The organism is Oryzomonas japonica, assembly GCF_008802365.1.
GTDB lineage: Bacteria > Desulfobacterota > Desulfuromonadia > Geobacterales > Pseudopelobacteraceae > Oryzomonas > Oryzomonas japonica.
The window spans coordinates 404,022-430,408 of the sequence record NZ_VZQZ01000001.1; the positions used below are offsets into that span (position 1 = coordinate 404,022).

The following is a 26,387-nucleotide window of genomic DNA, read 5'->3' on the forward strand; positions in this document are numbered from 1 at the left end:
TGAACACCACCGTTTCCCGAGCGGGGCGCAGACATCCCGTTTGTCCGTGCCCCGGTTCCCGACTCATCTCCCTCTCCCCTCGTGCGCCCGAATATCGCGCTTTCTTGTCACACTCGGCATTTGGTGTTGAAAATATCCGTGCAAATAGGTATGTTAACTCCTTTAAACGCCGTTTGAACATCCCCGTTGCAAGAGCATGCACCGTATCACGTTCATCCTCTACCCGCCTCACCGTCGAGCGGTACATAATAAGATACCAGCACCATACATAAAGGTAGCCATATGAAAAACATCGAACCACCTAAAAAACAGGGCCTCTACGATCCCCAGTTCGAACACGATGCCTGCGGTGTCGGCTTTGTGGCCAATATCAAGGGGGCAAAATCCCACGAAATCGTGCGGCAGGCCCTGACAGTCCTTGTAAATCTCGATCACCGCGGTGCCTGCGGCTGCGAACCCAATACCGGGGATGGCGCGGGCATTCTCTTGCAGATGCCGGACCGGTTTCTGCGCAAAGTCTGCGCGCCGTTGGGCATAGAGTTGCCCGAGCCGTTCCGCTACGGGGTCGCCATGGTGTTCACCTCGCCCAACCCGACCGAGCGCAACAGCGCTCGCCATGTGCTGGAAAAGATCGTGGCCGAGGAAGGGCTCGCGATCATCGGCTGGCGTGATGTGCCCACTGACCACGCGTCCCTTGGCGCTACCGCCCGGGCCAGCGAACCGGTGGTGCGCCAACTGTTTTTCAAAACCTGCGAGGAGTGCGCCGACGAACAGGAGCTCAACCGCAAGCTGTACATCGTCAATCAACGCGCCATCAACGAGATCCGCCGGGCCGGGGTCGACGAGTGCTGGTACGTGGTCAGCATCTCCAGCCGGACCATGATCTACAAAGGCATGCTCATGCCGGTTCAGGTGGACCAGTACTACCCCGACCTGCGCGATCCCGACATGGAGACCGCCCTGGCGCTCGTGCATTCGCGTTTTTCCACCAATACCTTTCCCAGCTGGGACCGGGCTCACCCCTATCACTTCCTGGCCCATAACGGCGAAATCAACACCCTGCGCGGCAACGTCAACTGGATGCATGCCCGCCAGTCGCTTTTTGCCAGCCACCTGTTCGGGGACGACATCAAGAAGGCGCTGCCGATCATAAACACCGACGGTTCCGATTCGGCCATGTTCGACAACTGCCTGGAGCTTTTGGTCATGGCCGGCCGCTCGTTGCCCCATGCCGTCATGATGATGGTCCCCGAGCCGTGGGAAAACCATGAGACCATGGAGCCCGCCAAAAAGGCCTTTTACGAGTACCATTCCTGTCTGATGGAACCATGGGACGGTCCCGCGGCCATCGCCTTTACCGACGGCCGCAGCATCGGCGCCGTACTCGACCGCAACGGCCTACGGCCGTCACGGTATTATGTCACCAGCGATGATCTCGTGATCATGGCCTCCGAGGCCGGGGTGCTGCCGATCGAGCCGGAGCGCGTCCTGCTGAAGGGGCGCCTGCAGCCCGGCCGGATGTTCCTGGTGGATACGGAACAGGGACGCATCGTGCCGGACGAGGAGATCAAACGCGAATTGGCGGACGCCCGTCCTTACGGCGAGTGGTTGCGGGATAATCATATCCTTCTCGAGGACCTGCCCGATGCGCTCCATGTGTACGGACCGGACCATGATACGGTACTTCAGCGCCAGCAGGCTTTCGGCTACACCTTCGAGGATCAGCGCGTCATCCTGGGGCCCATGGCGCTGAACGGCGTCCAGCCGCTCGGTTCCATGGGCACTGACACGCCGCTGGCGGTGCTGTCCGATCAGTCGCAACTGCTCTACAACTATTTCAAGCAGCTCTTCGCCCAGGTGACCAACCCCCCCATCGACCCGATCCGCGAGGAGATCATCACCTCCACAACCACCCTGATCGGCTCCGAGGCCAACCTGCTCAAGCCGACCGCTACCAGCGCCCGCATGATCAGGCTGGAACACCCTCTGCTCTCCAACGAGGAACTTGAAAAACTGCGCCATGTGGAGAAACCCGATTTCAAGGCCGTAACCCTGTCGCTGCTCTTCCCGGTGGCACAGGGGACCGCGGGACTGGAGAAGGCCCTGGAGAGGCTTTTCGAAGCCGCCGTCATAACGGTCGAGGCTGGCACCACCATTCTGATCCTCTCCGATCGCGGAGTTGATAAGGACCATGCCGCCATTCCCGCCCTGCTGGCGGTTTCCGGGCTTCACCATCACCTGATCCGGACGGCCACCCGCACGCGGGTTTCGTTGGTGCTCGAATCGGGCGAGCCGCGAGAGGTCCACCACTTTGCCGTGCTGCTCGGTTACGGCGTCAACGCCATCAACCCCTATCTGGCCTTCGAGTCCCTGGACGACATGATCCGGCAGGGGATGCTGACGGACATCACCTACAAGAAGGCGGTGAAAAACTTTATCAAGGCCTCCATCAAGGGGGTCGTCAAGACCATGGCCAAGATGGGCATCTCCACCGTGCAGAGTTACCGCGGCGCCCAGATCTTCGAGGCGGTCGGCCTGCATCAGTCGGTAATCGACCGGTACTTTACCTGGACGCCGTCACGTATCGGGGGCACCGATCTGGACGGGATCGCCACCGAATTACTGGCGCGGCATCACCGGGCCTGGCCCGAGCGGGTGCCCGCCGATCCCACCCTGGACGCCGGCGGGGTCTACCAGTGGCGCGAGGCCGGGGAGGAACACCAGTACAACCCACTCACCATCAGTTCGCTCCAGAAAGCGGTCCGCACCGGCGACTACCATGAATTCAAGCAGTTCTCGTCGCTGATCGACGAACAGGACACCCGCCTGTACACCCTGCGCGGCCTGATGGATTTCCGGGAAACGACCGTCCCGGTGCCGATTGAGGAGGTCGAACCGGTGGAAGAGATCATGAAGCGCTTCAAGACCGGCGCCATGTCCTACGGCTCCATCAGCCAGGAGGCCCACGAAGCGCTGGCCATCGCCATGAACCGGATCGGCGGTCTCTCCAATACCGGCGAGGGGGGGGAGGACCCGGAACGCTTCACCTGGACCAACGAGTTGGGCGATTCCAAGAACAGCGCCATCAAACAGGTGGCCTCGGGCCGCTTCGGTGTTACCAGCGACTATCTCACCAACGCCCGGGAGATCCAGATCAAGATGGCCCAGGGGGCCAAGCCGGGGGAGGGGGGCGAGCTGCCCGGCCAGAAGGTGTTTCCCTGGATCGCCAAGACCCGCCATACCACCCCGGGGGTCGGTCTGGTTTCGCCGCCGCCGCACCACGATATCTATTCCATCGAGGATCTTGCCGAACTGATCCATGACCTGAAAAACGCCAACCGCCGCGCCCGCATCAGCGTCAAGCTGGTGTCCGAGGTGGGGGTCGGCACCATCGCGGCCGGCGTTGCCAAGGCCCATGCCGATGTGGTGCTCGTCAGCGGCTACGACGGCGGCACCGGCGCCTCGCCGGTATCCAGTATCAAGCACGCCGGCCTCCCCTGGGAGTTGGGCGTGGCGGAAACACACCAGACCCTGGTGTTGAACAACCTGCGCAGCCGCATCGTCATCGAGGCGGACGGTCAGCTCAAGACCGGTCGCGACGTCGCCGTCGCCGCCCTGCTGGGGGCCGAGGAGTTCGGCTTCGCCACCGCGCCGCTGGTTTCCCTCGGCTGCGTCATGATGCGGGTCTGCCACAGCAACACCTGCCCGACCGGCGTAGCCACCCAGGACCCGGCCCTGCGTGCCAAGTTCACCGGCAAGCCGGAATACGTGGTCAACTTCATGCGCTTCGTGGCCCAGGAGTTGCGGGAGATCATGGCCCGACTCGGTTTCCGGACCCTGAACGAGATGGTCGGACGCGCGGACGTTCTGGAACCCCGAAAGGCCATTGCCCACTGGAAGGCCAAGGGGCTCGATTTCTCCAACATCCTGTACCAGCCCCAGGTCGGCCTGGATGTGGGACGCTACTGCACGGAGCCCCAGGACCATGGCCTGGAGAAATCCATCGACATGACCAGGCTGCTGGACCTCTGCAAGCCCGCCATCGAAAAGGGGGAGAGGGTTGACGCGGAACTGCCCATCACCAACGTCGACCGGGTGGTGGGGACGATCCTCGGCAACGAGATCACCCGCCATCACGGCCCCCAAGGGCTCCCGGACGGGACCGTCAACCTGCTGTTCAACGGTTCGGCCGGTCAGAGCTTCGGGGCCTTCGTTCCCCGGGGGGTCACCCTGGGGTTGTGCGGCGACGCCAACGACTACCTGGGCAAAGGGCTCAGCGGCGGCACGATCCTGGTCTATCCCCCCAAGGGGTCGCCCTTCAAGGCGGAAGAGAACATCATAGCCGGCAACGTGGCCTTCTACGGCGCCACCAGCGGTGAAGCCTTTATCCGCGGCATGGCCGGTGAGCGCTTCTGTGTTCGCAACTCCGGCGTCAATGCGGTGGTAGAGGCGGTGGGCGACCATGGCTGCGAGTATATGACCGGCGGTACGGTAGTGATCCTCGGCCCGACGGGGCGCAACTTTGCGGCCGGCATGAGCGGCGGCGTGGCCTACGTGCTCGATGAAGAGGGTGATTTTAGCGGCCGCTGCAATACCCAGATGGTCGGACTCGAGGAATTGGACGAGCGGGATGCGGCCACCCTCAAAGGCATGATCGGCCGCCATGGCGAGTTGACCGGGAGTGAGCGTGCTGCGGCCGTATTGGCAGATTGGGATGGATTCCTTCCACGGTTTGTCAAGGTCATGCCCAAGGACTACAAACGGGTCGTGCAGGCCCTGGAAAGGGCGCAGGCCGCCGGCCTGAGCGGCGATGAGGCACTGGCCGCCGCTTTCGAGGAAAACGCCCGGCTCGAGGGGAAATAGGCCGTCAGTGCGTTAGGCGGAATGGGTTCGAATTCAAACACATCGATATAGGAAAACGACATGGGAAAAACAACCGGATTTTTGGAATACCAGCGGGAAGTGCCGGCCGACCGGGAGCCGTTGGAGCGGATCAAGGGGTGGAACGAGTTTCACCTCCATATGGACGACGAGTCCCTGCGTACCCAGGGGGCTCGCTGCATGGATTGCGGCATCCCCTTTTGTCATACCGGGAAGCTCATCAGCGGCATGGCCAGCGGCTGCCCGGTCAATAACCTGATCCCGGAGTGGAACGATCTGGTCTACCGCAATCTCTGGCGACAGGCGCTTGACCGGCTCCACAAGACCAACAACTTCCCCGAGTTTACCGGGCGGGTCTGCCCGGCCCCCTGTGAAGGGTCCTGCACACTCGGCATCATTGACCCACCCGTCACCATCAAGAATATCGAAGTCAGCATTGTGGAGCGCGGTTTTGACGAGGGATGGATCGTTCCGGTACTGCCCCAGGTCCGCACCGGCAAGCGGGTGGCGGTGGTCGGCTCCGGCCCGGCCGGCCTTTCGGCGGCGGCGCAGCTCAACAGGGCTGGTCACAGCGTGACGGTTTTCGAACGGGAGGACCTGCCCGGGGGGCTTTTGATGTACGGTATCCCCAACATGAAGCTCGACAAGCGTCAGGTGGTCCAGCGTCGTATAAAGCTGATGGAGGCGGAGGGGATTACCTTTGTCTGCAACACCGAAATCGGCAGCGCGGCCTTCCCGGCCGACCGGCTGCGTAGCGAGTTCGACGCCGTGGTTCTGGCCACCGGGGCGACCGTACCGCGCGATCTCCCCGTCGAGGGGCGTGCCCTTGCTGGGGTCCACTTTGCCATGGATTTCCTGACAGCCAATACCAAGGCGGTGCTCAACCGAACCGGCAACGTCATCTCGGCCCGGGACAAGGATGTGGTCATCATCGGCGGCGGCGACACCGGCACCGACTGTGTCGGCACCTCTTTGCGCCATGGTTGCCGCTCGGTCACCCAACTGGAGATCATGCCCCGTTCGCCCGAGGAACGCGCCGCCGACAATCCCTGGCCCGAATGGCCCAAGGTACATAAGGTGGACTACGGCCAGGAGGAGGCCGCCGCCAAGTTCGGCGCCGACCCGCGGACGTACCTGACTACCGCTACGGGGTTCGAAGGGGACGGGAACGGCACGGTCACGGCGGTCCGCACCGTTGAGGTCGCCTGGGAAAAGAACGACCGTGGGCAGTTCACGCCCAAGCCGGTGCCGGGCACCGAACAGGTGCGCCCTGCCGGTCTGGTGTTGCTGGCCATGGGCTTTCTCGGGCCGGAACAGGCGCTGCTCGACGCACTTGGGCTGGAACGGGACCCGCGTAGTAACGTCAGGGCCGACTATGGCCGGTACACCACCAGCCTGCCGGGTGTCTTTGCCGCCGGGGACTGCCGCCGCGGCCAGAGCCTGGTGGTCTGGGCCTTCAACGAGGGACGCGGCGCGGCGCGGGAATGCGACCGCTACCTGATGGGCTCCACGGAATTGCCGTAAATTAATCGTGGCGGTCCGGAAACGGCACCCCGCTGCAACCTTCTTGGATATGCAACCATCCGCGCGCCGGCAGAGGAATTTCATTCGACTGCCGGCGCTTTTTCGTTGCAGGGGTAGCGTGGAGAAATCGTCCCGCATCCCCTCTCGTCGTCGCCGTAGAACGTTGCCGCTCACGGTAAATTGCCTCCCCCGTTGCCTTCTCTCCCGGCGGTATCCGCCACACATTTATCGTGCCTCATCGTGCCATATACCAGTAAAAAGACCTGATTAATCGTTTGACAGTCGTTGCTTGCAGTACTAGTCTAGTATCCAATTGTATTTTTGTGGTATTGTTAGAAATTCCGTATTGCTCCCCGATTCCAGTGGGGCGTGCATACGGACAAACTTTGCAGTACAGGGAAAAGGAACGTATCTGTGGAACACCCTCAAGACCCCCTCAAGCGAGTTGAAAAAGACCTGAAAAAATGTGTGAAATGCGGCGCCTGCCGGGCAAATTGCCCCGCCTTCACCGCATTCCAGCGTGAGCCGGCCGTTGCCCGCGGCAAGGTGGCCCTGGCCCAACATATTCTCAAAAACGACATCGATTTGGACGACCAGACCTATGTGGCCATGTCCAAGTGCCTGTTGTGTGGCAGTTGCGTGGAGAAGTGCCCGAACGAGGTGCCGACCGACGAGATCGTTGTTGCCGCACGGGAAGCGTTGGCGGCGCGGCGCGGCCTGACCACCTTCCACGCGGCTGTCGGCCAGGTGATCAAACACCGCACCCTGATGAAGATGGGCGCCAAGATGGCCAGCATCCTCGGCCCGCTCTTTTTCAGAAAGGTTCCTGAAACATCGGGGCTACGGCTGCGCTTCCCGGTGCCGTTTATCGGCCGGAAACGCCATATCCCGGCCATCGCCAAAAAACCGTTCATGGACCGGCATCCCGAGGTTATCCCTGGCGAACCGGGCAAGCCGCGGATCGTCTTCTTTGTCGGCTGCATGACCAACTTCGTCTATACCGAGATCGGCGAAGCGGCCCTGGCGCTCTTTCGTCACCTGGGCTGCACGGTGATCATCCCCAAGGGGCAGCAGTGCTGCGGCCTGCCGGCCATGTCCGGTGGAGATATCGCCACGGTGCGCGGGCTGGCCGAGAAGAATCTGGCGGAGATGGAACGATATGAAGCCGACTATGTCATGAGCGCCTGCGCCACCTGCAGCGGCGCCCTTCATCGCTTCTACCCGCTGGTGGTGGGCAAGCGCAATCCCGAACTGCGGGCGCGGCTGGATGCCCTGGCGGCAAAGACCGTGGATGCCTCCCAACTGCTGCACCACCTGGGGCTCAGCCCCGCCGAGACCGGCGCGGGCGACGCTGTGCGCGTGACCTACCATGATCCCTGCCACCTGCGCACCCGCGGCTTGACCAAACAGCCCCGGGAGCTTTTGCGAGGGACGCCGGGCATCGAACTGACCGAGATGGAAGGGGCCGACCGCTGCTGCGGCCTGGGCGGCACGTTCAATGTCTACCACTACGGTTCGTCCATGACCATCAACGACGCCAAGAGCCGCGCCATCATCGATACCGCCGCCCAAGTCGTGGCGACCGGTTGCCCCGGCTGCATGATGCAACTTTCCGATGGTTTGAAACAGCACGGTTCCCGCGTCCAGGTGCTGCACACATTGCAACTTCTTGCCCGTCAACTGAAATTGTGATACGTCTTTTTATTGTCGCTAAAGGTTTTTTATCACTGCTTATCTTCTTTGTTCTTGATAAAAATTTTTTATTGACATAACAATACAAATTGTATACAAAGCCCGGCATAAAAATGGGTTCTATTTCTGGTAGGGTATGAATGAGCGACTTCAATATTGGGGCAAAAATCAAAAAATTGCGCCTCGCGAAGAAAATGACCCTTCAGGCAGTGGCCAGGGAAACGGGATTTTCTCCCGCCCTCATCTCGCAGATCGAGAACAACAACGTCTCTCCGCCCATTGCCACGTTGTCCAAGATTGCCAAGTTCTTTGATGTCAAAATCGGGATGTTCTTTGCCGAGGACGAGGAAGAATGCCGCTTCGAGGTGGTCCGTTCCCACGAGCGCAAGGTTATTCCGCGGGTGATCTCCCGCGCCGGCACCAGCCAGGGCTATTCCTATGAATCGCTTTCCTTCCGCAAGCAGAGCAAGAAGATGGAGCCCTTTCTTCTTACGGTCGCGGAAAAGGCGCTTGAGGAAAACACCTACAGCCACGACGGCGAGGAGTTCCTTTTCGTCATGAAAGGAACGGCCGACCTGCTGCTGGATGACCGCAAGATCACGCTCTATGAGGGGGATTGCGTCTACTTCGATTCCGCCCTGAAGCATCGCCTGCTTTCCAAGGACGGGGAAGAGGTGAAGGTGCTGGCCGTCGTGACGAGATAGTTCTCCCTCCGGGATACGGCAAGTCCGCTCCTGCCGCCCCTTCTGTTCCCATGGCAATTTCATGCGCAATAACAAGATGTGTTTCTGAATAGAACCTGGCACTGCTAAAAAATCCCCTGTATCGGAAGGATAGCGGAGATGTCCAAGAAAGCGATTAAACCGTCACTGGAAAACCCCTTTGCCCCGCCTGAGGTTGTCAAATTCACGATTCCCGGAGAGATTCCCGGTAAGACCGGCGGTTATGAAGAGGTGATGAAGGAGGGGCATGACCTGATTCATCGCCCCATCCGATCGGTCAAGATCGATCAGATCGAAAAGCAGCACTTCAAAAAGCGGATGACCGTCTGGGAGAGGATCCGCGTCCTTACCGAAAACGAACCGAATATCCTGTTCCAGAACTGGGGCAAGAATCTCGACGGTGCCTCACTGGTCACCGGCATTCTCAATATCCGCGGCCGGGATGTGGCGATCTATGGCCATGACTTCACGGTCCGGGCCGGCTCCATGGACGCCACCAACGGCAACAAGCTGGCCCGCCTGTTCCAGATGGCCGGGGAAAAGGGCATTCCGCTGATCGGCATGAACGACAGCGCCGGTGCCTACGTGCCTGCGGGGGTCGGCGGCCTGGACGGCTATGCCGAGGCCTTTACGGCGCTTCGCAAGATCAGCGGCGTTGTCCCCAGCATCATGTGTATGTTCGGCTTCAATGCCGGCGGCGGCAGCTACCTCCCCCGCCAGGGCAGTTTTGTGATCCAGCCCAACGATACGTTCTTCGGCCTGACCGGCCCCGGCGTCGTCAAGTCGGTCCTGGGAGAGGATGTCACCCCCGAGGAGCTCGGCGGCCCCAAGGTGCACGGGCTGTCGGGCGTCGCCGACCTCACCGTGGAGGACGAGGTGGGCGCCCTGAGAAGCGCGCTCCAATTACTCAATTACCTGCCGGACAACAATAGCGTCCTGGCTCCCTTCCAACAGACGAGCGACCCCTTGGACCGCAAGACCTGGGAGATCAATACGCTCCTGAAAAAGGCTTTCAACTCCCCCACCGGCTTCAATACCCCCTTCGATGTGTCGATCATGATCCAGCAGATCTGCGACCATGGCGACTATTTCGAGATGCAGCGGGATCGGGCGCGCAATGCCATCACCGCCTTTGGCCGCTTGGGGGGCAACGTGGTCGGCTTCGTGGCCAACAACAGCGCCGTGGCCTCCGGCCAGATCGACGTGGATGCGGCCTACAAAATCGCCCGCTTCAACCGTTTCTGCAACATCTACAACATCCCGCTGATCTTCATGGAGGATACCACCGGCTTCCTGCCGGGACGCGAGCAGGAGGCCCGCGGCATCGTGCAGGCCGGCCGCGCCATGCTGGATTCCATCGTGGATATCAGAACGCCGCGCATCCTGCTGATCATCCGCAACGCCTACGGCGGGGCCTATGCCTCCTATAACAACTACCCCACCGGCGCCGACCTGGTGCTGGCGCTGCCGACCACCCGCCTGGCGGTCATGGGGCCGGCCGGCAAGGAGTTCGTCTACAAGGATGAACTCCGCAAGGTGCGCAACGCGGTCGCCGAGCAGGTGAAGCTGGGGACCCAGGAACGGACCGCCGCCGGCATGGAGCCTGGCGAGGCCAAGAAAGAGGCCGAAAAGGATGCGACCGAGTGGCTGAAGGCGCGGGAGGCCGAGCTTAACCTCCGGTATGAAAAAGAGCTGATGAACCCCAAAGAAGCGCTCAGTCTGGGCTCCATCTCCTCACTCGTGATGCCCACGGACCTGCGCAAGGTGCTTGGCGAGAACCTGAATTTCTTCCTTCGCCATTACAAGCCTTCTCCAATGCAGGCGGTGCAGCGCGAGTTCCACTAATCTATTTTACGAAGAGATTGGAGATAGAGACCCATGTCACAAGCTTCCGATTACTACCTGAACAACCCCCTGACCCATCGGGCTCGTCGCCTGAGCAGTGCCGCTTCCGAGTGGGTGCGCTCCTTTTCCTGCGAGGACCTGAAACCGCTCATCGTCTGCCGCGGCCCGATCCGGAAGGAGGCGATGGATGTGTACCAGGAGATGGGCATCACCCACTTCGGTATCCTGCTCTCCGAAAAGGATTCCATCGTGTATCCCACCGCCCTGGCCCCCGAACTGCGCCAGCTGACCGATTCCAACCGGGTGCACCGCGTGCCCGACTATACCGGCGCCAGCAAGGAAGAACGGGTGGAGCGTATCCACCAGATCATCGAGATCGCCCAGGATAACGGCTACGACTCGATCTTTGCCGGTTATGGTTTCATGGCCGAGGATGAGGAATTCGTTGCCGAGATCGAGAAGGCCGGACTCACCTTCATCGGCCCCTGCGCAAACACCCAGGCCCGGGCCGGCAAGAAGGACGAAGCCAAGCGGACCGCCCTGACGGTGAATGTCAGCGTCACCCCCGGTGTCAACAACGTAACGGCCCTGACCCTGCTCAAGAAACATCCCACCCGCGAGAAGCTCCTGGCGCTGGTCAAGGCCGAGGGGCTCGTCTGTGATGCCAAGGTGCTCAAGGACGCCAAGGTGTCGCTTGAAGCGTTGGCCGACCATGTCCTGACCGCCTCCTATGCCAAGGGGATCGACCTCTTTACCATCGAGGAGTTGTGCGCCCAGGTCCAGAATGAGGTGGCCGGACTGTTCCGCAACTACCCCCGCAACCGTTTCCGCCTGAAGGCCATCGGCGGCGGCGGCGGCAAGGGACAGCGCATTGTGGGCGCCGCGCTTTTGGCGGCGAAGAATGCCGACGAAAAGATGATCGCCAAGGCGGCCGCCGAGGCCCCGGCCATGGTCCGGGAGATCCTGAACGAGGTCAAGGCCAACGGCGTCGGCGATAACAAGAACATCCTGATCGAACTCAACATCGAGCAGACCCGCCACAACGAGATCCAGTTGCTGGGCAACGGCGAATGGTGCATCGCCCTGGGCGGGCGTGATTGTTCCCTGCAGATGCATGAACAGAAACTGCTGGAGGTCTCCGTCACCCAGGAAAGCCTGGCTGACGCCATTGCCAAGGCAAAGGCTGCGGGCAGGAAGGAAGAGGTCGCGGCCCTGGAGAGCGACCTCAAGGTGCTCCAGCGGATGGAGGAGGAATCGGCCCGTTTCGGTCAGGCGGTCGGCCTGGACTCGGCCTCGACCTTTGAGTGCATCGTTGACCGCGACCGGCACTATTTCATGGAGGTGAACACCCGCATCCAGGTGGAACACCGGGTCACGGAACTCTGCTACAGCCTCAAGTTCGTCAATCCCAAGAACAAAAACGACTTCTTTGTCGTCGAATCCCTGGTGGAGGCCATGGCCCTCCTGGCGCGGCACAAGAAGCGCCTCCCCAAGCCGGAGCGGATCGTCCGTTTCAATGCGGCCGTAGAGGCCCGCCTGAACGCCACCGATGCCTCTCTCTCCCCCCACGCCGGCGGCATGATCCGCTACTGGTCGAAGCCGATCGAAGGGGAGATCCGGGACGATCAGGGGATCAGCATGCTGAACCCGGATACCGCCGTCTTCATGAAGTACAAGGTGGCCGGGGCCTATGATTCCAATATTGCCCTCCTGCTGACCAAGGGTGAGGACCGCTTTGCCAGCTACGAACACCTGTCCGAGGTACTGCGCAGCACCACCTTGCGGGGCAGCGCCCTGGCAACCAATCTTGAGTTCCATTACGGCCTCGTGAACTGGTTTCTGGGCAGGAACGTCATGGCCAAGCCGACCACCCGGTTCGTGGTCCCGTACCTGACCCTGGTCGGAACCCTGAAGGAAGAGGCCAACAGGCTGGACCCGGTGTACGCCTTCCTGCAGATGAAGAAACACTATGACAAGCTCGTCTGCGAACAATATGCCGACCAGCCCGAGGTGTGTGCCAGGGAGCGCAAACACATGTCGGCCCTGCTGGACCGCAAGGGGACCTTGATCACCCGTCCCATGGAACGCCTCCTGGGTGACCCCCACCTGCTCTCCGGCTGGCTGAGCATGAATACGATCAACTTCCGCATCGAGAAGGGCCGCGTCATCTGGCTGCGGAATCCCCTCGGCGTCCTCAACGAGACGTACGAATATATGCACATGTCCTATCGTCCGCACAAACCGGCGGCCGAGATCATCTGGAACCATGACAACGAACTGCTCCAACAGTCGCTGCATTTCTACCGCACCCTGCGCGAGAAGTTGGGCCTGGCGCGCGACGAATATTTCCAGCTCAACGAACTGCTGAAAAAGGAACAACCCCAGGGCGGCTTTGACGCCGAACAGTGGGACCAGATCCGTTCAGCCCATTTCGGCTACGAAGCCGGACTCGAACTGCTCGGCATGCTGTTCCTGGTCGGCGGAAACACCCGGTTCTGGGATATGCATGTCCAGGACGATCTGGAGATCGTCATTCCCGATTACCTCACCGACCCAGACCTGCAGGCGCGGATGAAAAAGGTTCTGGTGCCGCCGCCCGCAACCAAGGCCGATGAAATCGTCGCCGCCTGTGGGGGAATGTACTATGGCCAGGAAGCGCCGGGGCTCCCCATGTTCGTATATGAGGGGATGCATTTCGAGAAGGACCAGCCGCTCTACATCATCGAGGTCATGAAGATGTTCAACACGATCAAGGCGCAGTTCTCCGGGACTATCGACAAGATCATCATGGACGGCGGCGACGGGACGATCGTGCAGAAGGGGCAACCACTCTTCAAGATCACGCCTGACGAGAAATTTGTCGAGGTAGACCCCAAAGTTCTGGAACGCGAGAAACGCGAACGGACGGCCGAATACCTGAAGGCGGTCATCTGACCGGCAATCCGGTTCATGGAGTAAGGAACTGCATCAGGACCGGAGCCGGTTGTGGATTCTTCGATGTATCAGCGGACCTCGCCTGAAACGGGGGTCCGCTGATTTCGTGAACGCTTACGGCCCGGAGGAGTTATTGTCGTCCCCCTCCACGCACTCCGATTGTGCCTGCAGAAACGATTTTTTGTGGGGGTCCTTGACGATCTCGACAGCGCAGTGATTGACCGACCATACGGTCCCGCAGGAACGGCATTCCATGATCTGCTCGGCAAACCCGTCGGTCTGTAGGTCGATAGCGCTGTAGTCGTAGCTGCTGCATACGGGGCATTTCATGATCTCATCCTTTCTCCGTCGGATATATTGAGAACTGTGGCGACAAAGGGGTAGGTGAGGTATGTCTCTAGTATAGCGCCATCCATGTTTTTGCATACAAAAATAAAGACATGCTAATCGTGTATATAGGTGGATAGTTCTATCATTTTCAATGGTGAGGAGATCATCACATGAGTATTCCCGAAGACAAGAAGGCGTGGCAGGACGGCGCGGTTGCGAAAAGTATCGCCAAGTCGCCGGAGCGTAAACCGGAGTTCCGCACCAGTTCCAACATCGAGATGGAGCGTTGTTTTACACCGGAATTCGATTACCCCGGCTATGACGAACAGCTCGGGTTTCCCGGCCAGTACCCCTACACCCGTGGTGTGCAGCCGACCATGTACCGCGGCCGTTTCTGGACCATGCGCCAGTATGCCGGTTTCGGCACCGCCAAGGAGTCCAACGAACGTTACAAGTACCTGCTCCAGGCGGGCCAGACAGGCCTGTCCGTCGCCTTCGACCTGCCGACCCAGATGGGCTATGACTCCGATGCGGCCATGGCCGCCGGCGAGGTCGGCAAGGTCGGCGTCGCCATCGACTCCCTGGCCGATATGGAGACCCTCTTCGACGGCATCCCACTGGACAAGGTTTCCACCTCCATGACCATCAACTCCACCGCCGCCATCCTGCTCTGCATGTATATCGCCGTGGCCGAGAAACAGGGGGTTCCGGCGAACAAGATCTCCGGCACCATCCAGAACGATATCCTCAAGGAGTACATGGCCCGCGGGACCTATATCTACCCTCCGAAAGAGTCCATGCGGATCATCACCGACATCTTCGCCTACTGCAAGGATCACGTGCCCAAGTGGAACACCATCTCCATCTCCGGCTACCATATCCGCGAGGCGGGTTCCAGCGCGGTGCAGGAGGTTGCTTTTACCCTGGCCGACGGCATCGCCTACGTGGAGGCCGCCATCAAGGCCGGGCTGAACGTGGATGAGTTCGCCCCGCGCCTGGCCTTCTTCTTCAACGCCCACAACAATCTGCTGGAGGAGGTGGCCAAGTTCCGCGCCGCCCGCCGTATCTGGGGCAGGATCATGAAGGAACGCTTCGGCGCCAAGGACCCCAAGTCGCAGATGCTCCGCTTCCACACCCAGACCGCCGGCTGCACCCTGACCGCCCAGCAGCCGGACAACAATATCATGCGTGTCACCATCCAGGCCCTGGCGGCCGTGCTGGGTGGAACCCAGTCGCTGCACACCAACTCCCGCGACGAGGCCCTGGCCCTGCCGACCGAGGACTCGGTGCGCATCGCCCTGCGCACCCAGCAGGTAATCGCCTACGAATCGGGCGTGGCCGATTCCATCGACCCCCTGGCCGGCTCGTTCCTGGTGGAGTCCCTGACCGATCAGGTGGAAAAGGCGGCCATGGAGTACATCGAGAAGATCGACCAGCTGGGCGGGGCCGTGGAGGCCATCTCCCGCGGCTTCCAGCAGAAGGAGATCCAGGATTCGGCCTATGCCTACCAGAAAGCCATCGAGTCCAGCGATATGGTCATCGTGGGGGTCAATAAATTCACCGTCCAGGAACCGCCGCCCTCCGGACTGCTCAAGGTCAAGGAGGAGGTGGAGATCTCCCAGAAAGCGTCCCTGGGCGCAGTGAAGGCCGGACGGGACGCCGCGGCGGTACAGGCGGCCCTAGGTGCCCTGGAAACGGCCGCCAGGGGGGATGACAATCTCATGCCCCACATCCTGAAGGCGGTCAAGTCCTACGCGACCTTGGGCGAGATCGCGGATGTCTTCAGGGAGGTGTTCGGCAAACACCACGAGACCGTGGTACTGTAGAAAGTTGTTGAAAAACAGCCATCAGGCCTTCGTCCTCGAAAGCCCTTTCGTGCGGCGTTGCGCTGCTACGCCTCCTCGGGGCTTTCTGCGGGTGCGACGATCTGACTATTTTTGAACAACCTGGATTTTTCAACAACCTTCCAGAAGGAGGTTCCCATGCTGACCAGGATTAATCATATCGGCATTGCCGTGCGGTCCCTCGATGAGACCCTGCCGTTCTACCGGGACAATCTGGGGATGGCCTTTGCGGGCATCGAAGAGGTCGCCGAACAAAAGGTGCGGGTCGCCATGCTGCAGGTGGGCGAATCCAAGATCGAACTCCTGGAGCCGACCAGCGAGGACAGCCCGGTGGCCAAGTTCCTGGAAAAGAACGGCCCCGGCATCCATCACCTGGCATACGAGGTGGAGGATATCGAGGCCGCCATCGCCCGGCTGCTGGCCGAGGGCGCACGGATGATCGACCAGAGGCCGCGCACCGGCGCCCATGGGACGCGGATCGCTTTCGTGCATCCCAAAAGCAGTAACGGCGTCCTGACGGAGTTGTGCCAGCCGGGGCACTAGGAGGTTGTTGAAAAACAGCCATCAGGCCTTCCTCCTCGACCGCCCTTTCGTGCGGCGTAGCGCTGCTACGCCTCCTCGGGGCATTCTGTGGGTGCGACGATCTGACTATTTTTGAATAACCGGGGCAACTAAAAGATTTACACAAACTATGATGCTGCTGATTTTTTTGTTGACAGGCTGACATTCTTTAAGTAAGTTACATCTCTTCGAAAAAACCATGGTCTGTCTCTAACAGATCGTGCAGCATGTGAGGAAGCTATGAAAACCGAAGTTGCAAAAGCGGAAGACGTAAAACGTGATTGGTATGTTGTGGACGCGCAGGATGTCGTGTTGGGACGCCTTGCCACCCAGATAGCCAATGTGTTGCGCGGCAAGAACAAGGCCATTTTTACCCCCAGCGTGGACACCGGTGATTTCGTCATCGTGGTGAACGCCGAGAAGATCGCGCTGACCGGCCGCAAGCTGGATGGCAAGGTCTACTACAGCCATACCGGTTTTCCGGGTGGACTGAAAGAGATCACTGCTGGCAAGCTTCTGGAGAAAAGACCGGAAGACCTCATCCGCAAGGCTGTCAAGGGCATGCTCCCCAAGAACAAACTTGCCCGGCACATGCTCAAGAAGCTCAAGGTCTATGCAGGCGCCAGCCATCCCCACGACGCCCAGCAGCCCAAGAACCTGGCATTTTAATACTCTGAGGAGATACACGATATGGCAGCAGTCAGCTATTATGGTACAGGAAAACGCAAGAGCTCGATAGCCCGCGTATGGCTCAAGCCGGGCGCCGGCAAGATCACGGTCAACGACAAGACTCTTGACGAGTATTTCGGCCGCGAGACCTCCAAAATGGTCGTGCGTCAGCCGTTGGAGCTGGTCGAGAAGGTCGGCGTGTACGATATCTACGTAACGGTTCAGGGGGGCGGCGACTCCGGTCAGGCCGGCGCCATCAAGCACGGCATCACCAAGGCCCTGCTGGAAACCGACGCCGAATTGCGCGGCGTGCTCAAGAAGGCAGGTTTCATTACCCGTGATTCCCGCGTGAAAGAGCGTAAGAAATACGGTAGAGCCGCAGCCCGCGCACGGTTCCAGTTCTCCAAGCGTTAATCGCTGGATTACACCGCACTGGTATGGTAGAAGGGGAAATCCGCAAGGGTTTCCCCTTTTTGCTTTTCAGGATCGAAGACCACTAGTAGACTGTTGAAAAACTCAGGTTGTTCAAAAATAGTCAGATCGTCGTACCCGCAGAAAGACCCGCGGAGGCGTAGCAGCGCTACGCCGCACAAAAGGGCTTTCGAGGACGACGGCGAGATGGCTGTTTTTCAACAACCGCCCAGAGGGGGGTTGCCATGTTGAACGTCGCCATTGTTGGAGCCAGCGGTTACACCGGCCTGGAGTTGATCCGCATCCTGTACTGTCATCCCGAGGTCGCGGTGACCTGCCTGACCTCCGAGCAGAGCGCCGGGAAGCGGGTCTCCGATGTGTTTCCCACCCTGCGGGGGCGCTGCGATCTGGTGCTTGAGAATCTGGAGCCGGTGCGGGTTGCGGAAAAAGCCGACGTCATTTTCACGGCCCTGCCCCACAAGGCGGCCATGGAGGTGGTGCCCACCTTTCTGAAGCTGGGCAAAACGGTGATCGACCTGTCGGCCGACTACCGGCTCTCCGACCCTGAGGTTTATGGAGCCTGGTATGAAAAACACCTCAACCCGGCCAACCTGAAAAAGGCGGTCTACGGCCTGCCGGAGATCAGGCGGACCAAGATCAAGGGCGCCCGGCTGGTGGCCAACCCCGGCTGTTACCCCACCAGCATCATTCTTGGCTTGGCGCCGCTGTTGAAGAAGGGGCTGATCGATCCGCACAGCATCATCGCCGATTCCGCCTCGGGCACGAGCGGCGCCGGCAGGTCGGCCAAGGTCGACGGCCTATACTGCGAGGTTAATGAAGGTTTCAAGGCCTACGGCGTCGGCGGGGCTCACCGGCATACGCCGGAGATCGAGCAGGAATTGTCGCTGTTGGCCGGGGCGGGGCTTAAAATCACCTTTACGCCGCATCTGGTCCCCATGGACCGGGGGATACTCTCCACCATATACGCGACCCCGACGAAGGTGGCGACAACCGAAAAGCTGGTCGCCCTCTACGAGGAGTTCTATAGCGGCGAGCCCTTCGTGCGAGTGCTCCCCCAGGGGAGTCTTCCCTCGACCGCTTTCGTGCGCGGCTCCAACTTCTGCGATATCGCACCACTGGTGGATGGCCGTACCGGGCGGATCATCGTGGTTTCGGCCATCGACAATCTGGTCAAGGGTGCCTCGGGCCAAGCGGTGCAGAATATGAACCTCGCCTGCGGGTTCCCGGAGACCTTGGGCCTGGACGGCCTGGCGCTCTTCCCGTGACCGGACACCTGCCCATACACCTCGCTGAAGCGAGGGCCAGGGGATGGAACGAGCTGGACGTCGTCTTTGTCAGCGGGGACGCCTACATCGACCACCCGGCCTTTGGGATTCCGCTCTTGGCCCGCTGGCTGGAGGCCCACGGCTTCCGGGTGGGAATCATCCCCCAGCCGGACTGGCGCTCAAAGGAACCCTTCATGGCGCTGGGGCGTCCCCGGCTGTTCTTTGCCGTAGCGGCCGGGGCTATGGATTCCATGGTGGCCCACTATACGCCGGCGCGCAAGCTGCGCCACGATGATGCCTACACCCCGGGCAACCGCCACGGTGCCCGCCCCAACCGCGCCACCATCATCTACACCTCGCGGCTGAAAGAGGCCTACAAGGACGTGCCGGTGGTCATCGGCGGCATCGAGGCCTCCCTGCGCCGCTTTGCCCACTACGACTATTGGGAGAACAAGGTGCGCCGCTCTATTCTCCTGGACGCCAAGGCCGACCTGCTGATCTACGGCATGGGGGAATCGCCCCTGCTGGAATTGGCTAAGCGCATGGCAGGTGGAGAACCTTTTGCGGAGATACGCAACCTGCGGGGCACCTGCCGTGTCGGGCGGGGGGCTGAAGACGGCCCGACAGATCCCGAGAGCAAGGGGAGCGTGTCCATCCCCTCCTTTGACGATGTGGCCGTTGACAAGAAAAAGTTCGCCGAGGCGTTCCGCCTGGCCTACCGAGAGCAAAACCCCTTCTCCGCCCGGACGCTTGTCCAGCCTCACGGCGACCGCCTGCTGGTGTGCAACCCGCCGGCCCTCCCCCTGAACCAGGCGGAGATGGATAAGGTCTATGCGCTTCCCTATGAAAAGACGCCCCATCCCTCCTACCGCGAGCAGATACCGGCCTGGGAGCAGATCAAGACCTCCATCACCAGCCATCGGGGCTGTTTCGGCGGTTGCGCCTTTTGTGCCATCACCATGCACCAAGGCAAGGTGATCCAGTCCCGCAGCGAGGCCTCCATCATCGCCGAGGTGGACGCCCTGGCCCGTCAGGGGTGGTTCCGGGGCAGCATCAGCGACGTGGGCGGGCCGACCGCCAATATGTACGGTCTTGCCTGCAAGAACCCCGAAGCCATGCGGGTTTGTCGCCGGGAGAGTTGTATTTTTCCCGCCATCTGCGCCCATCTGGATACGACCGACAAGCGTGCCGTCGCCCTCTTGCAGCGGGTACGGAACCGGCAGGGGGTTAAGCACGTGGCGGTCTCGTCAGGGGTGCGTTACGACCTCATGGAACGGCAGCCGGGCTACTTCCGGGAACTGGTGGGGCACCATGTGAGCGGCCTGCTCAAGATCGCCCCTGAGCATCTCGCGGAGCATGTCACGGCCCTGATGCGCAAGCCGGGGAGGAAGGCCTTCGAACGTTTCCTGGCCCGTTTTCGCGAGGAGAGCATTCGCCTCGGCAAACGGCAGCACCTCATACCCTACCTGATCTCGGGCCATCCCGGCTGTACCGTGGCGGATATGCTGGATCTGGCCCTGGCGCTCAAGAAGTTGGGGCTGACCGTCGAACAGGTTCAGGATTTCACCCCCACACCGGGGACGCTCTCCACCTGCATGTACTACACCGGCATCGATCCGGAAAACGGCAATCGGGTGTATGTCCCGGCCAGCGACCGGGAGAAGGGGCAGCAGAAGGCGCTCTTGCTGTGGCACCAGCCGGACGAGCGGAACAAGGTGCTGGAAGCGCTCAGGGAGATGGGGCGTGAAGATGCGGCGGTGATGTTGGGGGTGGCGGGCAAGATAGCTGTCCGGCCGTCTGTTGCGAAGCCAAGGACAAAAAAAACCCGCTGAGGTGGCAGCGGGTTTTTGGCGTTCTAGGTGGTTTAACTTACTTGATCTTGTTGACGTTGGAAGCCTGAAGGCCCTTGGGGCCCTGGGTAATGTCGAAGGTGACCGCGTCGCCTTCAGCGAGGGATTTGAAGCCGTCGCCTGCGATGGCGGAAAAATGTACGAATACGTCTTCGCCGCCTTCCTGCTCGATAAAGCCGAAACCTTTGGTGTCGTTAAACCATTTAACCTTGCCCTGTGCCATTTTCCTACCTCCTTTTTTCTCCGGACCGTCGCCGGAACAGATGGGTTACCGCTTAAGTTTCCGGAGTCTTGATGCAGGAAAACCGCCAAGCTTGGTAAAACTTGCTGCTGCAACGTTCTGCAAAAACTTCCGAAACTTGCTGCCCGTGTCGTTTATCATAGACACAAAGCGCGTGTCAAGAACTTTTAACGATAAAAATTCGTGCCTTGTTAAGCTGTTACGGGGCCTTCAGTTCATCGGTTTTCGTCTTGAGTTTTTTTACCAGTTCATTGTAGCCGTTGGTCGTGATGATCTTGTTGAACTGGGTGCGGTAGTTGGAGACCAGGCTGACCCCCTCGATGACCACGTCGTACACCATCCATTTGCCGTTTTCTTTGAGCAGGCGGTAGTCCAGCGAGTATTCGTCGCGTTTCGGGGTGATCACCTTGGACCTGACCTCGGCATGGTCCCCGTCGACGGTTTCCTTCAGGTACATGATCTTTTCGTTGTTGTAGGACTCGATCTTGCCGGCATAGGAGTTTTCCAGGAGCGAGGCGAAGAGGTCGGTGAACTGCCTGCGTTCCGCCTGACTACGCTGGTTCCAATGCTTGCCGAGGGAGCGTTTCGCCATCTCGGAATAGTCGAAGATAACGCTGATGGTCTTCTTGAGGGCCTGACGCCTCTGTTGGTCATGCTTCTTCAGGTTCTTGTCGGAGACGACGCGGACCACCTCGTCCACGGTCTTTTTCACATCGTCGGTCACCCCGGCAAAGGCGTTGCTTGCCAGGAACAGTCCGGTGACGACAGCTACGGTGTAACGTTTCAACATCGCTTCCTCCCGCTTATTTGGCGCCGTCCAGGGGTGCTTCGCCGACGGCATAATCCAGGTTTGCCCTGGCAATCTTGTAGTTGTAGATGGATTGGAAATAGGCGGCGCGCATGCGGGCGTAGGCCTGCAGGGCATCGAATATCTCCTTGGCGGGGCCGACGCCGAAATCGAAGTTGGCCAGGGCTGCCACCGCCCATTTTTTCCCGTTGGAGTAGGCCGATTGGGTTGCCGTAACGCTTTGTTCGGCTTCCTTCAGGTCCAGGTAGAATTTTTTGATCTGCAACGGGATATTGGCGTCGGCAAACTCCTTGGTGCTGAGCAGTCGGTTATACTGGGCCTGCTCGCCGGCCACCTTGGCGCCGGTGATGCCGAAATCCAGTTTCCAGCGCAGCCCCAGGGCGGCCCCGCCGTAAAAATGCTTGTACTGGTCGGTAATATAGGGGTTGTTGATGCGGTCCCGGTCATCGGCGTAGGCCCAGGAGACAAGGCCGCCCAGGAAGACATCGGGATAATAGTTGGCCTTTGCCGCCTCGACCAGCGCTGCCCGGGCCTTGATGCCCTCCGCTATCTGGCGGAATTCGGGGCGGCGCAAACGTGCCTTGTCGACAAAGGCGTCATAGGAGGGGACCGCCTCCTCGTCCATGGTCAGCCGCTCGCTGCCGATGTCCAGCGGGGTAATAGCCGAAAGCCCGAGGCGCGTCTTGAGTGCCGCCAGGGCCAGCTTCTCGCCCTTTTGGGCCTCTTCCAGCAGTTTGGCGACTTCACCGGAGAAGGCGTCCAGTTTGTAGATATCGATCTGGTCGACCGATTCGGAACCATCGTCCAGAAGTTTCTGCGCCTTTTTCCGCGCCGCTGCCAAGTCTTCCTGGACCTCGAGCACCACCTCTTTCAGTTCCCTGGCCAGCATCAGGCCGTAATAGTACTCCCGCACCTTGAGGGCTATCTCGTTGGCGCGCTGCTCCTTGCGGGAACGGTCTACCTCGATGCCGTGGGTGGCGGCCTTCATGTTCTCCGAGATTTTGCCGAAGGTGTAGAGCGGCTGGATCAGCGTGGCGTCGGCGCTGGTAAACCAGGTGAGCTTGCTGAATCTGGTACTTCTGTCGGTGGCGATGATGGGGGTAATATCCTGGGCACGGGCCTGGGGTGCCGGGCCGAACAAGCTCATGACCTCTATCTGGGGATAACGGTAGGATTTTGCTTCATCCAGCTTGCTGGCGGTCTGCTCGATGTCGGCCTGGGCCTCGCCCAGTTCCGGCGCTGCTTTCAGGGCCATGCGGATGCAGTCGTTCAGCCCCAGCACCAGCTTTCCCTGGGGGGCCTCTTCTGCGGCGTGGCTGCTGGAAAGGGGGGCGAGGAGCACTCCGGCGATCAAAAAAGATGTGAAGAGCGATTTCATGGCGCTTTCCCTTGGATCATACCTTTCCGTGGATGAACTTGCTGACCAGTTCTTCTATGTCGATGGCAGATTCAGTCTCGCGGATCGTGTCGTTGTTCTTGAGAAAGTGGTCGGAGCCGCCCGGTTTGAGCTTGATGAACTTGTCGCCGATGATGCCGCTGGTACGAACGGAGGCGATGACGTCGTCGCCGATCCGGGTGCCGCTCTTGATCTTGAGGTAGGCCAGAGCCTGGTCCCATCCCTTGGGATCGAGCTCGATGCGGTCAACCTTGCCGACCTCCACGCCGGCGATCTCCACCCGCGCCCCCTGCTTCAGCCCCGACACCGAGTCGAATTTGGCCGAAACCGTGTAGTAGTCGCCCCCCATCAACTCCATCTTCCCAAGTTTGACGGAAAGGTAGCCCAGGCAGAGTATGCCGATGATCATGAATGCGCCGACCATCATTTCCAATTTTGCCATGTTCATGATTCCTGCTTCCTCATTATATTTTTACACCATATGAATGGGGCCGTCCAGGCTTCCGCTGATAAACTGCCTGACGACCGGGTGGGTCGAATTCTGGATCTCCTCCGGCGTCCCGTGCTGGAGGATCTTGCCCTGGTAGAGCATGGCCACGTTCTGGGCGATATCGAAAATCTCCGGTATTTCATGGGAAACGATCACCGCCGTAAAGCCGAATTTGGCATGGGTTTCACGGATCAGGTGGTGAATGGCCCGTTTGATGACCGGATCGAGCCCGGTGGTCGGCTCGTCGAAGAGGATGATCTTGGGGTTGAGAACCACCGCCCGCGCCAGTCCGACCCGTTTTTTCATCCCGCCGGAGAGTTCGTCCGGGAATTTGTTTTCCACGTTCTTGAGCCCCACATCCTCCAGGGCCGAAAGCACGCGCCGGCGGATCTCGGCCCCGGACAACTTCGTTTTTTCCTGGAGCGGGAAGGCTACATTCTCGAACACGCTCATGGAATCGAACAGGGCCGCATTCTGGAACAGCATGCCGAATTTTTCCCGGATCCGGTTCAACTGGGAACGCCGCAATCCCTGGATGCTCTCGCCGTCCACCTCGATCCTGCCGCTATCCGGTTGCAGGAGGCCGATGATGTGCTTGAGCAGAACGCTCTTGCCCTCGCCGCTGGGGCCGATGATGGCCGTAATCATACCCTCGGGGATCTCGAGGTCGAGGCCGTTGAGAACCTTCTGGGTGCCAAAGGATTTATGTACGTCGGTCAGTTTGATCATAAGAGTATTGAGGTCAGGAAGTAGTCCCACACCAGGATGATGACGGAGGTAAGCACGACCGATTCCGTCGTGGCCCGGGATACGCCCTCGGCGCCATGGCCGCTGAAATAGCCCTTGTAGCAGCCGATCCAGGCAATGATAATCCCGAACGAGAATGATTTGACGATGCCTGAGTAGACATCGCGCCATTCCACCGATTTCTCCATCTCGTAAAAATAGGCACCGGGATTGACGCCCAGCAATTTGACCCCCACCAGCCAGCCGCCATAGATGCCGACGACATCGAAGAGCGCGCACAACAGCGGCAGCGAGATCATGGCGGCGATGAACTTCGGGGTAATCAGGTACTTGAAGGGGTCCAGCGCCATGGTCTCCATGGCGTCGATCTGCTCGCTGATGCGCATGATGCCGATCTCGGCGGTAATGGCGCTGCCCGCCCGGCCGGTCACCATCAGGGCCGACAGTACCGGGCCCAGTTCGCGGATCAGGGAGAGTGCCACGGCGGTCCCCAACATCCCCTCGGAACCGAATTTTGCCAGGGTGTAATAGCCTTGCAGGCCCAGGACCATCCCGGTGAAGGCGGCGGTCAGCACGATGACGAACAGCGACTTGGTGCCGATGAAGCGCATCTGTTTGAGTATGTAACGGGGACGGCCCGGCCGGCGGGCAATCATATAGAGGGAATACAGGATGAACCATCCCATCCTCCCCAGGTCCCGCACATGTTTTATTGTTATCTGCCCTAAGGCCTGAACCGGACTGAACACGCCGCACATCCTCTGAAATAATGAAAGATCATCCTCTACGACACGTCATTGGCAAACGTAAAGCATAAACTGGTTTTGAATGAATAGTCATTCATATTTATAGTGTTCGCACAACCATTTGTCAAGCACTTCATGGAATTTTCCCAATCAAGAGAATTGTGTATCGGGAAAAACGACGGCCAAGCGGGCTGCCGTCCGGTAGCCTGTGGACGTTGCCTCTTCAGCTTGCCTCGCGGGTGTCCTTGATGTGCCAGGGGGACGAAATCGTCAGGCGAGTTCTTCGATCTTGCCCCCCGGCCTGAGCCGGAAACGGCTGCCGCGCCATTCGACGCGGTTGCCCAGAAAGGAGAGCGCCCAGGTGAAGAAGCCCAGCATGTCCCGGAGCGGGATCAGCCAGAGCCAGGCGGGGAGAAGGTTGTCGCGGACGAAGCGACGGCTGAAGGCGGTGGTGACGGCCAAGCGCACGCAATAGAGCAGGGCAATTGCGGCCAATGCCAGGGGGAACGATGGGGCGACGAATGCCGCCAGGAGCGCCCCGGGAAAGGGGAGCGTCATGCCGGACGCCAGGTAGCCTCCCGGTCTGCTGGCCCGCATGGTGCGGGCCCAGCGCAGTTGCCGTGCGAGCACCGTCACCACATCTTCCGCCTTGAGCATGCTTTCCACAAAGGTGCCGTCCAGTGCGATGCGCCAGCCGGCGCGATGCACCTTGTTCCCCAGTTGGTAGTCGTCGGCCAGGTAGTCGGCCAGGGCCTCAAAACCGCCGATGGACGCCAGGGCTTCCCGACGTACGGCCATGGATGCGCCCAGGGCGAACGACAGACCCTCCAACTGGAGGGCAACCAGTACGTTGGGGATCATCTCGGCGGTAAAGCCGGTCGCCTCGATGGCGGTGGCGATGGTTGGGACGCTGGAGCTGCGGTAGAGCGAGGTGACCAGCCCCACCCGGGGATCGCTGAAGCGGGCGGTCACGCTTTTCAGGTAGTCCGGGGGGACGCGGATATCGCTGTCGCAGACGATGATGATGTCGTGCCGCGCGTGGGGAAAGGCGTTGATCAGGTTTGAAACCTTGTAGTTCGGCCCGTGGATGGCCGGGTTGATCACCAGAGCAACGCGGTTACCGCCAAACTCCTCCCTGAGCCGCTGAATGACCGGGATGACCGGATCATCGGCCGATGCCGCGGCAAATAGAAGTTGCACCTCCCCGTCGTACTCCTGCCGGCAGAAGGAGGCAAAGTTCTCATAACTCCCGGCATCCATCCCCTTGACCGGTTTCAGGATGGTCACGGCCGGGGCCTCCGGCGAGCGGGGTGGCGGTACGGAGAAGAAGCGGCGGGCGCAGACAAATGCAATCAGGCTGTAGGCCAAAGAGGGCAGGACGACGATGAAGGGGAGCAGGGAGCGCAGCAT

The 26,387-nt window shown here is 60.3% G+C and carries 20 protein-coding genes; 12 read left to right on the plus strand and 8 right to left on the minus strand.

Annotation, left to right across the window (positions count from 1 at the left end; all coding sequences use genetic code 11):
- Positions 1–282: 282 nt before the first annotated feature.
- From gltB to F6V25_RS01825, 6 genes are all read left to right on the plus strand, one after another.
- Entirely contained in the window at positions 283–4,863 is a 4,581-nt protein-coding gene (gene gltB / locus F6V25_RS01800) for a glutamate synthase large subunit (protein ID WP_151126677.1), read from the plus strand.
- 60 nt (positions 4,864–4,923) lie between these two features.
- Complete coding sequence (locus tag F6V25_RS01805; protein ID WP_151126679.1) at positions 4,924–6,405, plus strand: glutamate synthase subunit beta; 1,482 nt, start codon at positions 4,924–4,926, stop codon at positions 6,403–6,405.
- Between the two features lie 414 nt (positions 6,406–6,819).
- Positions 6,820–8,097, plus strand: a complete 1,278-nt coding sequence (locus F6V25_RS01810; RefSeq protein WP_151126681.1) for a (Fe-S)-binding protein — start codon at positions 6,820–6,822, stop codon at positions 8,095–8,097.
- Between the two features lie 140 nt (positions 8,098–8,237).
- Positions 8,238–8,801 (plus strand): helix-turn-helix domain-containing protein, encoded by a 564-nt coding sequence (locus tag F6V25_RS01815; protein WP_149307409.1) that lies wholly within the window; start codon positions 8,238–8,240, stop codon positions 8,799–8,801.
- A gap of 138 nt (positions 8,802–8,939) precedes the next feature.
- Complete coding sequence (locus tag F6V25_RS01820) at positions 8,940–10,664, plus strand: acyl-CoA carboxylase subunit beta (protein ID WP_151126683.1); 1,725 nt, start codon at positions 8,940–8,942, stop codon at positions 10,662–10,664.
- A 33-nt stretch (positions 10,665–10,697) separates the two neighbouring features.
- The gene (locus F6V25_RS01825; protein ID WP_151126686.1) at positions 10,698–13,598 is read left to right on the plus strand and encodes an ATP-binding protein; all 2,901 of its coding nucleotides are present in this window, start codon (positions 10,698–10,700) and stop codon (positions 13,596–13,598) included.
- Between the two features lie 114 nt (positions 13,599–13,712).
- Here F6V25_RS01825 and F6V25_RS01830 read toward each other — a convergent pair whose 3' ends face one another.
- Complete coding sequence (locus tag F6V25_RS01830; protein WP_151126688.1) at positions 13,713–13,928, minus strand: hypothetical protein; 216 nt, start codon at positions 13,926–13,928, stop codon at positions 13,713–13,715.
- A 170-nt stretch (positions 13,929–14,098) separates the two neighbouring features.
- Between F6V25_RS01830 and F6V25_RS01835 the strand changes: the two genes are divergently transcribed.
- The 6 genes from F6V25_RS01835 (at position 14,099) to F6V25_RS01860 (ending at position 20,531) form a co-directional block, all read left to right on the plus strand.
- Complete coding sequence (locus F6V25_RS01835; protein ID WP_151126690.1) at positions 14,099–15,754, plus strand: acyl-CoA mutase large subunit family protein; 1,656 nt, start codon at positions 14,099–14,101, stop codon at positions 15,752–15,754.
- Between the two features lie 156 nt (positions 15,755–15,910).
- On the plus strand, positions 15,911–16,315 hold the full coding sequence (gene mce / locus F6V25_RS01840; protein ID WP_151126692.1) for a methylmalonyl-CoA epimerase: 405 nt from the start codon (positions 15,911–15,913) through the stop codon (positions 16,313–16,315).
- Positions 16,316–16,573: 258 nt separating this feature from the next.
- Complete coding sequence (gene rplM, locus F6V25_RS01845) at positions 16,574–17,002, plus strand: 50S ribosomal protein L13 (RefSeq protein WP_151126694.1); 429 nt, start codon at positions 16,574–16,576, stop codon at positions 17,000–17,002.
- A gap of 21 nt (positions 17,003–17,023) precedes the next feature.
- On the plus strand, positions 17,024–17,416 hold the full coding sequence (gene rpsI, locus F6V25_RS01850) for a 30S ribosomal protein S9 (RefSeq protein WP_149307402.1): 393 nt from the start codon (positions 17,024–17,026) through the stop codon (positions 17,414–17,416).
- 242 nt (positions 17,417–17,658) lie between these two features.
- The gene (gene argC / locus F6V25_RS01855) at positions 17,659–18,699 is read left to right on the plus strand and encodes an N-acetyl-gamma-glutamyl-phosphate reductase (RefSeq protein WP_151126696.1); all 1,041 of its coding nucleotides are present in this window, start codon (positions 17,659–17,661) and stop codon (positions 18,697–18,699) included.
- Positions 18,696–20,531, plus strand: coding sequence for a YgiQ family radical SAM protein (locus F6V25_RS01860; protein WP_151126698.1), 1,836 nt, complete (start codon positions 18,696–18,698; stop codon positions 20,529–20,531). Before argC ends, F6V25_RS01860 begins: the two co-directional genes overlap by 4 nt.
- Before the next feature lie 37 nt (positions 20,532–20,568).
- Here F6V25_RS01860 and F6V25_RS01865 read toward each other — a convergent pair whose 3' ends face one another.
- The 7 genes from F6V25_RS01865 to hpnI all read right to left on the minus strand — a co-directional run bounded on the left by F6V25_RS01865 (position 20,569) and on the right by hpnI (position 26,387).
- Positions 20,569–20,772, minus strand: a complete 204-nt coding sequence (locus F6V25_RS01865; protein WP_149307399.1) for a cold-shock protein — start codon at positions 20,770–20,772, stop codon at positions 20,569–20,571.
- A gap of 217 nt (positions 20,773–20,989) precedes the next feature.
- Positions 20,990–21,580, minus strand: a complete 591-nt coding sequence (locus tag F6V25_RS01870; RefSeq protein WP_151126700.1) for an MlaC/ttg2D family ABC transporter substrate-binding protein — start codon at positions 21,578–21,580, stop codon at positions 20,990–20,992.
- A gap of 13 nt (positions 21,581–21,593) precedes the next feature.
- Positions 21,594–22,976: a TolC family protein gene (locus F6V25_RS01875; protein WP_151126702.1), complete on the minus strand. Its 1,383-nt coding sequence runs from the start codon at positions 22,974–22,976 to the stop codon at positions 21,594–21,596.
- A gap of 16 nt (positions 22,977–22,992) precedes the next feature.
- Positions 22,993–23,436 carry an outer membrane lipid asymmetry maintenance protein MlaD gene (gene mlaD / locus F6V25_RS01880; protein WP_275937951.1) on the minus strand — a complete coding sequence of 148 codons (444 nt, stop codon included), beginning with the start codon at positions 23,434–23,436 and terminating at the stop codon, positions 22,993–22,995.
- Positions 23,437–23,466: 30 nt separating this feature from the next.
- Positions 23,467–24,213, minus strand: coding sequence for an ABC transporter ATP-binding protein (locus F6V25_RS01885; RefSeq protein ID WP_151126704.1), 747 nt, complete (start codon positions 24,211–24,213; stop codon positions 23,467–23,469).
- Positions 24,210–24,980, minus strand: coding sequence for an MlaE family ABC transporter permease (locus F6V25_RS01890; protein ID WP_246166928.1), 771 nt, complete (start codon positions 24,978–24,980; stop codon positions 24,210–24,212). Before F6V25_RS01890 ends, F6V25_RS01885 begins: the two co-directional genes overlap by 4 nt.
- A 267-nt stretch (positions 24,981–25,247) precedes the next feature.
- On the minus strand, positions 25,248–26,387 hold the full coding sequence (gene hpnI / locus F6V25_RS01895) for a bacteriohopanetetrol glucosamine biosynthesis glycosyltransferase HpnI (protein ID WP_151126708.1): 1,140 nt from the start codon (positions 26,385–26,387) through the stop codon (positions 25,248–25,250).

What these genes read in the sequence shown, in the direction of transcription:
- gltB (WP_151126677.1), top strand. Translation starts at nt 283, where the DNA reads ATGAAAAACATCGAACCACCTAAAAAACAGGGCCTCTACGATCCCCAG.
- mlaD (WP_275937951.1), bottom strand. Translation starts at nt 23,436, where the DNA reads ATGGCAAAATTGGAAATGATGGTCGGCGCATTCATGATCATCGGCATA.
- F6V25_RS01805 (WP_151126679.1), top strand. Translation starts at nt 4,924, where the DNA reads ATGGGAAAAACAACCGGATTTTTGGAATACCAGCGGGAAGTGCCGGCC.
- rpsI (WP_149307402.1), top strand. Translation starts at nt 17,024, where the DNA reads ATGGCAGCAGTCAGCTATTATGGTACAGGAAAACGCAAGAGCTCGATA.
- F6V25_RS01825 (WP_151126686.1), top strand. Translation starts at nt 10,698, where the DNA reads ATGTCACAAGCTTCCGATTACTACCTGAACAACCCCCTGACCCATCGG.
- F6V25_RS01830 (WP_151126688.1), bottom strand. Translation starts at nt 13,928, where the DNA reads ATGAAATGCCCCGTATGCAGCAGCTACGACTACAGCGCTATCGACCTA.
- F6V25_RS01870 (WP_151126700.1), bottom strand. Translation starts at nt 21,580, where the DNA reads ATGTTGAAACGTTACACCGTAGCTGTCGTCACCGGACTGTTCCTGGCA.
- F6V25_RS01820 (WP_151126683.1), top strand. Translation starts at nt 8,940, where the DNA reads ATGTCCAAGAAAGCGATTAAACCGTCACTGGAAAACCCCTTTGCCCCG.
- F6V25_RS01865 (WP_149307399.1), bottom strand. Translation starts at nt 20,772, where the DNA reads ATGGCACAGGGCAAGGTTAAATGGTTTAACGACACCAAAGGTTTCGGC.
- hpnI (WP_151126708.1), bottom strand. Translation starts at nt 26,387, where the DNA reads ATGCTGCGCTCCCTGCTCCCCTTCATCGTCGTCCTGCCCTCTTTGGCC.
- argC (WP_151126696.1), top strand. Translation starts at nt 17,659, where the DNA reads ATGTTGAACGTCGCCATTGTTGGAGCCAGCGGTTACACCGGCCTGGAG.
- F6V25_RS01835 (WP_151126690.1), top strand. Translation starts at nt 14,099, where the DNA reads ATGAGTATTCCCGAAGACAAGAAGGCGTGGCAGGACGGCGCGGTTGCG.
- F6V25_RS01875 (WP_151126702.1), bottom strand. Translation starts at nt 22,976, where the DNA reads ATGAAATCGCTCTTCACATCTTTTTTGATCGCCGGAGTGCTCCTCGCC.
- F6V25_RS01815 (WP_149307409.1), top strand. Translation starts at nt 8,238, where the DNA reads ATGAGCGACTTCAATATTGGGGCAAAAATCAAAAAATTGCGCCTCGCG.
- mce (WP_151126692.1), top strand. Translation starts at nt 15,911, where the DNA reads ATGCTGACCAGGATTAATCATATCGGCATTGCCGTGCGGTCCCTCGAT.
- rplM (WP_151126694.1), top strand. Translation starts at nt 16,574, where the DNA reads ATGAAAACCGAAGTTGCAAAAGCGGAAGACGTAAAACGTGATTGGTAT.
- F6V25_RS01885 (WP_151126704.1), bottom strand. Translation starts at nt 24,213, where the DNA reads ATGATCAAACTGACCGACGTACATAAATCCTTTGGCACCCAGAAGGTT.